We start from the raw sequence: 9,935 nt of genomic DNA, 5'->3' as shown, positions 1-9,935 counted from the left end.
TGGATCCTCGAAATACATCTGATACATTGCTGCGACCCTCAGAACCAACAATCATGAGATCGACAGCTTCCTCTTCTACTGCAGCAATAATTTCCTTAAATGGAACGCCTATTTTGAAAATAATTCTAAGCTTGAGTTTTGGGCTGTTCATATCCTCAAGTAAGTGATCAAAACCTGCTTTACGCTCCCGCATTTCGCGCTCGATGTATTCCTTTTCTGCTTTTTCAGCATAGGCCTCAATTGATCTATCAAACTGATTGGATGCAATTTTGCGAATGATATTCAAATCTCTGCTATTGATCACATTAATGATGAGTAATTCAGCATTGAATTTTCCTGCCATCAAAAGTGCGTAGCCTAAAGTCTCATTAGAGGTTGTGGAGAGATCCAGAGCGACCATTACTTTTTTTATTGATTTCATTTGAGCTCCATTCGTTATCAATAATTTTTATTTAAACATTCAGCATCCTGTTGTTTAAGGAAACATGACCTGAGACAATTAATGTGCACTTGTACCGAGATGTTTAGCCCATTCCGGGAAAATATCTGTTTCAATCCCCATTAAATCTGCGCCAATTGTATAAAAGTAGGTTGTGATGACGATGACGCCGATGATGTTTATAAAAAATCCTGCTCTGGCCATCTCAGCGATCTTCACTCGCCCGCTGCCAAAAACAATGGCGTTGGGTGGGGTTGCAACCGGCATCATAAATGCGCAGGAGGCGGAGATGGTAGCGGGAATCATCAGGACCAGTGGGTTCGCTTGCATGGCAAATCCAACGGAAGCGAGAATGGGTAGTATCATTTCAGTGGTGGCTGTGTTGGATGTTAGCTCGGTTAAGAAGGTCAATCCAAAGCAAATAAAAAGGATCATGATTACGGGAGACATTCCTGCCAGACCGGCAAACTCATTCCCTATCAAAGAAGAAAGACCTGTTACCTGAAATCCTTTTGCCAGAGCGAAACCGCCACCAAAGAGCAGGACGATATTCCAGGGCAGATTTTTAATCACATCCGCTCCCATCAAAGTTGCAGATCTAACATCTTTACTCCTGGTGGGTATGAAGAAGAGTATCATAGCCATGAATAATGCCACTGTTCCGTCATCAATCAGATCAGGATAAGGGATCAGTTGTGACCAACCCGGAATGGTCAAAATACCCAGGGTGAGTTTCTTGCGAAAAACCCATAATATTGCTGTGAGCGAGAATACTGTTAATACGGCCTTTTCTTCATAAGCCATTTTTCCCAGACTGCGGTATTCCTCCTCCACTAGGGCAGGGTCAACATTGATATGTTGTGGAACGCGAAAGAATATTTTTGTCAGGATCAGCCAGATAATTACAATCATGATTATCGATATGGGTAAAGCCATGACAAACCAGCTTCCGAATGTTATAAGGGGAGCTTCTGGAAAAGTGATTTCAACTATTCGAGCAAACGAAAGATTGGGGGGTGTTCCTACAAGAGTTGCCACGCCCCCCATGGAACAGGCATAAGCAATACCTAACATCAGACCAACAGTAAAGTTATGTGTTTCTTTCTCGGCGAATTTTTCTTCCATCTGCATCACTATGGCCAGGCCAATGGGGACCATCATTATTGCGGTTGCCGTATTTGATATCCACATGGATAAAAATGCGGCGGCAATCATGAATCCAAGTACAATCCGAGCTGGACCTCCGCCAATAAATCTGATAATAAACAGGGCAATACGTCGATGAAGTTTCCATTTCTCCATGGTAAGAGCTATCATGAATCCCCCGATAAACAGGAAAATGGTGCTATTGATGTAAATTGGAGCAACGAGCTTGCCTTTAAGTATCCCAAGTAAGGGATAGAGTAACAGAGGAAGTAATGCTGTGGCATATAAGGGGATGGCGTCGGTGATCCACCAGACAGCCATTAATACTGCGACTGCGGCCATACGTGTAATGACTGGTTTTTCAGGATCAAAATCAAAAAACAGGATGATCACCAAAAACAAAATCGGTCCCAGGGTCAGGCCAATTTTTTGGGTAATACTTTTGGAGAGATCAGTTATTTCGTCGTGCAAGATTCGTTCCTAATTATTGATACCGTTACAATTCATCCTGCTGAGCCCTTGTTCATCAGGGTGAGCCAGAATCGTCCTGCTGAGCCTGCCTGCCCCGCAGAAGGCGGTGGTCGAAGCATGAGTCATTGACGGAAACGTCGCACTTCGTCCCTCGACTCCGCTCGGGATGACACTAGCTCAGCGGGACGAAACACTCTAGCCAGGGTGACGAGAAATGTGCTATGCATTGTTAAAGGCAAATTCACGCTCTCACTTCACATATCTACTTAAATGTTATCTGCGTGGTCAGTTCTATTTTAGCGCGGTTGTATTCCCTGCTCCCTTCGATCTTGTTTGTGTAGAGACGATAGGTTGGTGCAAGTACCAGAGATCCTTTCTCAGATTTATGCAGGGTGTATGAGTATGACAACCACAGATAGGTAAACTTACTTGAGACAGCCGCTACAATATCCGGCGTCGTATTAGCCATATCATAGGAGGCTACCAAAGTCCCCGGGCCCAACTTGCCCACTAATTTAATTCTGGAGATCCAACCTTTATAGGCAGCAGTTCCAGTTAAGCTATCCGTTACTGACTGATTTGTGAGTCCGGCAAAAGCAGATACCGAAAACCCGGCGACTTTCGGTAAATTTAGCTCAGCACCATAAGTCATTGGAGCAGGGTTCCCTGCATCGGCGAGGGTCATCAAAAATTGCGGCGTCATTTTCAGGCCCATTAGGGAGATAGGGTAGCTAAGATACATGGTGTATTGATCCTTGGTTTTGGAATCAGCAGCAGTACTCAGAGAAATTGTAGTATCCTGGACGATATGACCCAGACTGTCAACGGCATAACCATAGGATGTATCACTTGTTTCAACAAAAAACGCATCGACTATTTTCTTACCCTCATTGTTGTCAACCAGCAGCTTCAGATCAATTTTTTGCCCAGCGAATTTATAATTCAGGTTGAAACCATGAGCCGCGTTGTTGTTATATGTGTCCCAGGGTTTATCCAGGATGATTGAGGGGTAATAGTGAATGTCTAGGAGGGGGTTATGTGTTATGGGGATTATTCCAGCGGACCAGCCGAATTTTTCACCGGTGTGTCCGAAATACATTTCCATAAAATCCACGGATCCGCGACCTGCACCTGGTACACTGGTACTGCTGGGGGTTAAACCTGTTCCGAATTCACCGATTTTTGAGGTGGTCCCATTGTGACCTAAACGGGTATTGAAAAAATAGCCATCCCCAATATCGGCAGCTATTAGGATCCTGGCACGATAGTAATAGTAGAAATCTTCTGATTTAATGCCATATGCCCCGTTGTCCATGATATCCAGACGCGGTCGGACGCGGGCATCTCCCGTGATGCTTACCTCGGCAAATACACAGGTGAAAAACAAAAATATAGATATTAGATAGATGCTGGGTTTACTCATACTTCCTCCATGATTCGATGGGAATCAAATTTTATTGTTAAGCGATTTGCTTATCCTGTAAATGTTGAGCTAAATCTTATCATAATAATTCCAGGATCAACAATTGATTGCATAGGACCCAATTTCCGGGTGGATCAAAATAATATGATAATGACCATGAAACTTGGTTTTTTGTGAGGGGTGTTTATTTAGGTGTGCTTCATATGTTTAATTTCAGATGGGATATGTTAATCTAAACAAATTTCGACCTCTCAATGCAAAATCTAGGAAGCGCATAGAGTGAACTAGCCTTAAATACCATTTTATAGGAAAACAATCTGTTAAATACCAGTATGAGTCTGGCCAGATATAAAGAATAGTGGCGATTAATCGTTACTCAAATATTCCATATTCAATCCCTGGAATGTAGCAATCAACTGAAATCCTCGACTGTTTAGGAGATTATACGTAAGTCTAAATTCCTTTAAAATTTTGTGTTCTGCGTACTGAAACCGCAAGTCCAATTCAGGTTCCCATTTTGCATCTGGCAAACCAAGGGAAATTATATTATCCACCGAATCCCAGGGTGTGCTCACAGTCTGATCCCCTTGTTTGTGCATATTAATTAGACAAAAGGTTTGGTGCTTTTCGAAATTATGCTTCCAGCCAAATGAGAATCCATACGCATTGGGTGCTATATATCCCAGCGGAATCTGATTGACCTCAACATTGGTAAATTTGCCACCATTGGTGTATAGCCAGGGTGAAGCAAGCCAGTATTCTATAAAAATCGAGTTTTCAGTAGATTTTTGTTCAAACCCCAGCGTCAGACCAAACACATCCTGGGCATGATCACGATCAGCCACATCGATTTGAAACTCGTCCAACAAAAAATCAAAATAAAATCGCTTCTGGTTCCCCAATTTAAAATCAATATCCATCCCCATCATCTGGTTGTCATTATTCGCTCCTGGCGTGCCCTCCTCCACGTTTCCATGCAGTTGTTCCAACTGAAATATTGCTGCTGGGTTCAGGTAAGCAAAATCCACTCCTCGTTGGACACCAGTGGCTAAGACAAAATCCTTCAAACCAAGGATCAGGCGAGTCCCAACGGGGAATTGGAGCCTCCGATAATATCCCCATCGCTTGTAAGCACCTTCGTCAGACTGCCGATCATCCAGCCGTATGAGATGGTAGTTATATTCAACTTTATCCCATAGTTCAAGATGCAATGATGCATGATTTAAACTGGGAGTAAATGAGCTGAACAGACCAGCATTTCTCATGGTAGGTCCAGACCTGATATAATTTCTCCCAACTGAGAATGATTGATTCATGAATAGCCATTTAAACTCGCTGATCTCAGTGACAAGAGTAACATCTTTCCGATCGTATGAATGAATCATATAGGAATCAGTGGGGTAATTCCGACTAAATATGATGAATCGATTCTCGAGATTAAAGTTTTGATTAGATGTAACAAAATCAAATGGAATACTAAATGATTTAGTAGCAACAGATAGATTGCTCAGGACCCTCACTCCAGATCCGAAACTGAACGACACAAAAAAGAGAATGATGACCCAGATGAGAAATGGTCCACGAAATATTCTCATGCCATCAGCTTGTGTTTAGTGTTATTTGACGTGAATTGGAGTAGACGTATCACCCGATCTCATGGCAGCAAAAAAACTAAGCATACGGGGTAATCCAAGTTTGTTCGCTAAATATAGGATACCTAACTCTGCAGCCATGGTAGGCGAAATACCAATCCCTAAGGGTTGGAGAGATGCCATCCCCACGAGAATGAAGAAAATCAGGAGATCTGATATTTTCCAGAAATCAGGTCCTAAAGACTTTGATCTAGCGATATAATTCACTGTTGTTATTACTGTGATTAACCCAAGCACTGCATAACGAATAATTTCAATAAGTTGAGGAATTGAACTATCCAGCTCTGCAAGAGGAAATCTTTCAAGGCTGTTTAGAAGATAAATCTGGACTATACCAACAGCGATAAGCAGAATCTCCATATTATGTGGAAAAATCGAGCCACGAAATGAGAAAATTATTATTAAGATAAGGCTAAAAATTAGAAGTGGTGCAGCAGTTGACCAATCTTGTCCAAATGTTGAGATGATAATGATGCTTATAAAGTAGAGCAAACTTAATATGGGTAGAAAACGGATTCTAATCAGCATTTGGTAACCAGGGAGATGATCCTCATCCCAGCTGAAGCGCTCGATAACTCTATTGACCAAAACCAGGCCAAAATCAGTCAATTTTGTTACCAAAATGAGTGCAATCGTCAGAATCAAATAGCATGTCATTGCGATGATACCTGGGGAGCTCGTAAGAGAGATAATCGCCATAACGCCGAAAATACTCAGATAAATAAAAATAGTAAGCAACGTGCCTTTGTACGAGCCTGTCTCATTATAAAGTAAATGATGGAGGTGGTTCTGGTCAGGTTCTAAAGGGTGCAACCGTTTTCTGAGTCGATCGTAAAATACGCGAGCAGTATCAATAATGAGGTAGCTGCTCAGGAGAATGAAGGGTGTAATATTTAAATTCGAAATTGATGGGGTCGTAGCAAAAAAAAGGAGGGGAAGCACGGCTACATGGTAACCGAGGAGTAAACTACCACTATCCCCCATGAAAAATTTGGCAGGTCTCTGATTAAAATGAAGAAAGGCGGCCATTGCACCCATAAAAATCGTATTGAAATAGATGAACTCTTTATTTCCACTCACCCAACCAATCACCAGGGCAAAGAAGGAAGTCAAAAATATGTATCCCCCAGCAAGACCATCCATCCCATCAATCAAATTTACGGCATTCACGATCCCTACAAACCAAAAGATGAATAAGGCTCCTATGATGAAGGGATTATCGGTTAGCGAAATCCCGAAAAAGGAAATTAAAGGCACTGCCTTGATAAACTGCACCCAAATCAGAAAAGCGGTCATTATTTGAGTAGGAAGTTTTAAACGCCAGGAGATGCTCCAGTAATCATCGATCGCACCCAAGAGAAACATGGTAATCCCTGCCAAAAAATACCAGGTGAATTGCATATGATCGTTCATGATGAACCAGCCAACCACGATTATGGCCGAACCAAAGGCAATACCTCCAAACCTTGGTTTTGCCTCTGTATGAAGCTTTCGTTCAGTGGGCTGATCTAAAAACATCTCCGGTTCCATGTATCTCAGGAGGAATCTAGAGAGCCATAGAGTTGAAGCATAAATTAGAGCAAAATAACTAACTGTGGTCATTACCATCCTTCAAACGTTCAAAACAAAAACTTAGAATCCGTTTAAAATAACATGAAAAACCTCTACTGATGAGACTTTTGTCACAAATATAATAGATCCATATTGGTGCTCGTCAAAAAAATAACATTATCAAGTAAGCTGCCAGGGTTATTGCCACATAACAGTTTGTATATTTGGTAATAACATACTTTCGTTTAATAAGTTGGCAACAATTAATGATCATGATCGGTTCAATTGATTTTTCTTGAATAAATTGGTAACTCGTACTTCCATCGGAATCAATATATTCAAATTATCGTCTTGCCAATTATTTCGACCTATCGATACTAAAATTATTAAACTGAATTAATAATTTTTCATTTATTGGATATTGACCTGGCAGTACCATTTTCGAGGAATGACAACTTCCACAACTCATACAATATTTATTTATGGGTTCCCCCATTTCTGGATTTCATAGAAAAGCACCCCGAAAGGTGCTTTTCTATGAAGGTTTCCTGACAAATATCAAAAAATTATTTTTGTACCTTTTTCTTCTGATTCTCATCCCAAATCAGAACGACGGGGCTGGCGACAAAAATCGAAGAATAGGTTCCCACTACCAGACCTATAGTTAAGGCAAATGCGAAAGGTTTGATTACCTCTCCACCAAAGAAGAGCAGGATCATTACAACGGTAAGAGTTGTCAATGAAGTGATGACTGTTCGATTCAGTGTCTGATTCAAACTCAAATTCAGGACAGATTCAAAGCTATCATTACGCTTGGCTTTGGCGTTCTCTCTGACCCGATCAAACACAACGATTGTATCGTTAAGTGAATAACCCACAATAAACAGGAAGGCAGCCAGAACTGAGAGTGATATCTCCATGTTCAGTAAAGAGAACAATCCAAGGGTAATCAATACATCATGAGTCAATGCAACCAGGGCACCAATGGCATACATAAATTGAAATCTAATTGAAATATAGATCACAATCCCTATCATGGCGATGAGCACTGCTGAGATCATATCGCCTTTGAGTTCCTTACCAATCTTAGGACCCACTGTTTCAAGACGCCTGACTTCAAATCCTGTTTCGCCATGGATTGAAGCCAGGGCCTCACGTATCGTGCTGACCTGCTCCTCACTCTGGGTTGAAGTTTTAACATGAATAAGAAATTCATCGACTTTTCCAAATCCACGGATGGCCGCATCACCGTATCCAATTTGAGAGAGGACATTACGAACTGCCTCTGCATCTGTGGATTCTTGAAATAAAACCTGGATCTCGGTCCCGCCCTCAAAATCAATACTATAGAGGGGACCACCATGGAGAACAATACTTATCAACCCGGCTAAAATAACTGCGCCGGAAATCATGGCGGCGAGCTTGCGTTTGCCGAGAAAGTCGATATTTACATTTTTGATCAATTCAAACATTTTCAATATCCTTAAATACTCAGCTTGGTCATGGTTTTACGCTCAGTCAGCACCATGAAAATTGTCCTGGTGATGAAGATGGCTGTTATCATGGAGGTCAGAATCCCCCAGAATAATGTGGTTGCAAAACCTTTGATTGTACCACTACCAAACTGCCATAGAACACCTGCTGCCAGGATAGTCGTAAGGTTGGCATCAACAATAGTCGTGAGGGCTCTATTAAACCCATCATCGATAGATTTTTTCACAGTCTTGGCATTTCTGAGCTCTTCTCGAATTCGCTCAAATATGAGCACATTGGCATCAACTGCCATACCTACTGTCAGGATCAAGCCTGCAATACCGGGTAAGGTAAGTGTGGCGTTCAGGGTTGATAGAACAGCCAGTGTAAAGCCTAAATTGAGGAACAGGGCAATATCAGCTATCAAGCCAGCTCCACGATAATAGACAGCCATAAAGATTACCACCAGAATGAAACCAACCAGGGTAGCTCGTGTACTATCTGCCACTGAGTCAGCTCCCAGAGAGGCACCAATCGTTCGTTCCTCTTCAATTATCATAGGTGCGGGTAAAGCACCGGCACGTAAAACAACGGCCAATTTTTTGGCATCCTGAAGATCATTCATTCCTTCAATCTGGGTACGCCCATCAGAGATTTTATCCCTGATTACACCAGCCATGTGGACATTTCCGTCCATAACAATGGCGATTCGTTTCCCTACATTCCCAGCTGTAATTTTTGTCCATTCCCTTGAACCCTCGTCATTCATTGAGAGATGTACAACAAATTCAGCTCCGGAAAAGCCACCAAGAGATTCCCTGGCATCAGTAACTACATCACCGGTGAGTTCAGCACTGCTCTTCATGAGATAGAGTGCTCTATGCAAACGGCCATCTCCAGTTATATCGCGTGTTGAGACGCCCCATGCCAGTTTGCTCTCATCTGAAATTGCTGCAGCAATTGCCGGTTTCTCAAGTTTGCGCTTAATGGAGCGTACATTTTCCTCAGGAACCCAGATGGTATTGCTGCCAACATTAATCAATGAGGAGAATGGGCGGTTGAGATCACCAGTTCCGGTAATACTAAGGGAGTCTCCATCATCACCAGAAAGTACGTCAGCCAGACTGGGCGCTGAGGTTTCCTCGCTAGTGTCTGCAGCAACTGCTTCAGTGGAATCTTCTGGGACTTCATCACCCATCTCCCTGGCCCAGGCTTTATCAATATTACGAATAACCTCATCCAGAAGTTGGGGGTCTTCCTGCACCAGAACAAATTCCAATAATGCCGTAGCCTGGATTAATTCTCTGGCTTGAGCCTGATTTGAAATACCGGCCAACTCAACAACGATTCTCCAGGCACCCTGACGTTGGATAGTCGGTTCCGATACACCGAACTGATCAACCCTGTTGCGAATGATTTCTTCGGCTCTATCAACAGCATCTTTGGCGTCGGCTTCCAGTGCATCCAGGACATCTGCATTGGGTCCCTTTTCATAGATGGGGAAATAGCGGGCCAGGCGAATATTTGTGGCATCGACATTTTTTCCGAAGGTGGAAAAAAACTCAGTTTCATTGTTCTGAGCTTCTTCGAGGCTGGAGCTAATGAGGTCGTTAATTTCTGCGTCACCATCCTCGACTCGGGTTTTGATGAGCTCTTCAAGATCGACTTCCAGGACGACATGCATTCCCCCTTGAAGATCCAAGCCCTGATGAATGATGTTTTTCCGGATGTTCTCCATTTTGCCACTCTCAATCAGAGCTTCTTTTTGGGTCTCATCCAT

General features: G+C 42.5%; 7 protein-coding genes. All 7 read right to left on the bottom strand.

Features of this window, described 5'->3' with window-relative positions; translation table 11 throughout:
* The coding region (locus ISR87_14735; GenBank protein MBL7026697.1) for a universal stress protein at positions 1-421 on the bottom strand (421 nt) is incomplete at its 3' end.
* A 78-nt stretch (positions 422-499) separates the two neighbouring features.
* On the bottom strand, positions 500-2,044 hold the full coding sequence (locus ISR87_14730) for a DASS family sodium-coupled anion symporter (GenBank protein MBL7026696.1): 1,545 nt from the start codon (positions 2,042-2,044) through the stop codon (positions 500-502).
* 274 nt (positions 2,045-2,318) lie between these two features.
* A complete protein-coding gene (locus tag ISR87_14725) occupies positions 2,319-3,479 on the bottom strand; it encodes a hypothetical protein (protein ID MBL7026695.1) in 1,161 nt (386 codons plus the stop codon).
* Positions 3,480-3,844: 365 nt separating this feature from the next.
* Entirely contained in the window at positions 3,845-5,074 is a 1,230-nt protein-coding gene (locus ISR87_14720; protein ID MBL7026694.1) for a hypothetical protein, read from the bottom strand.
* A 21-nt stretch (positions 5,075-5,095) separates the two neighbouring features.
* Positions 5,096-6,733, bottom strand: a complete 1,638-nt coding sequence (locus ISR87_14715) for an undecaprenyl/decaprenyl-phosphate alpha-N-acetylglucosaminyl 1-phosphate transferase (GenBank protein ID MBL7026693.1) — start codon at positions 6,731-6,733, stop codon at positions 5,096-5,098.
* Positions 6,734-7,248: 515 nt separating this feature from the next.
* A complete protein-coding gene (gene secF, locus ISR87_14710) occupies positions 7,249-8,154 on the bottom strand; it encodes a protein translocase subunit SecF (protein MBL7026692.1) in 906 nt (301 codons plus the stop codon).
* An 11-nt stretch (positions 8,155-8,165) separates the two neighbouring features.
* On the bottom strand, positions 8,166-9,935 hold a 1,770-nt coding region (secD, locus tag ISR87_14705; protein ID MBL7026691.1), incomplete at its 5' end, for a protein translocase subunit SecD.

It is taken from the genome of Candidatus Neomarinimicrobiota bacterium, from assembly GCA_016784545.1.
GTDB lineage: Bacteria > Fidelibacterota > UBA8477 > UBA8477 > JABMPR01 > JABMPR01.
Note: the sequence above shows the minus strand (reverse complement) of the source record. Positions and strands in the feature narration are given on the sequence as shown.

What these genes read in the sequence shown, in the direction of transcription:
- ISR87_14725 (MBL7026695.1), bottom strand. Translation starts at nt 3,479, where the DNA reads ATGAGTAAACCCAGCATCTATCTAATATCTATATTTTTGTTTTTCACC.
- ISR87_14720 (MBL7026694.1), bottom strand. Translation starts at nt 5,074, where the DNA reads ATGAGAATATTTCGTGGACCATTTCTCATCTGGGTCATCATTCTCTTT.
- ISR87_14715 (MBL7026693.1), bottom strand. Translation starts at nt 6,733, where the DNA reads ATGACCACAGTTAGTTATTTTGCTCTAATTTATGCTTCAACTCTATGG.
- secF (MBL7026692.1), bottom strand. Translation starts at nt 8,154, where the DNA reads ATGTTTGAATTGATCAAAAATGTAAATATCGACTTTCTCGGCAAACGC.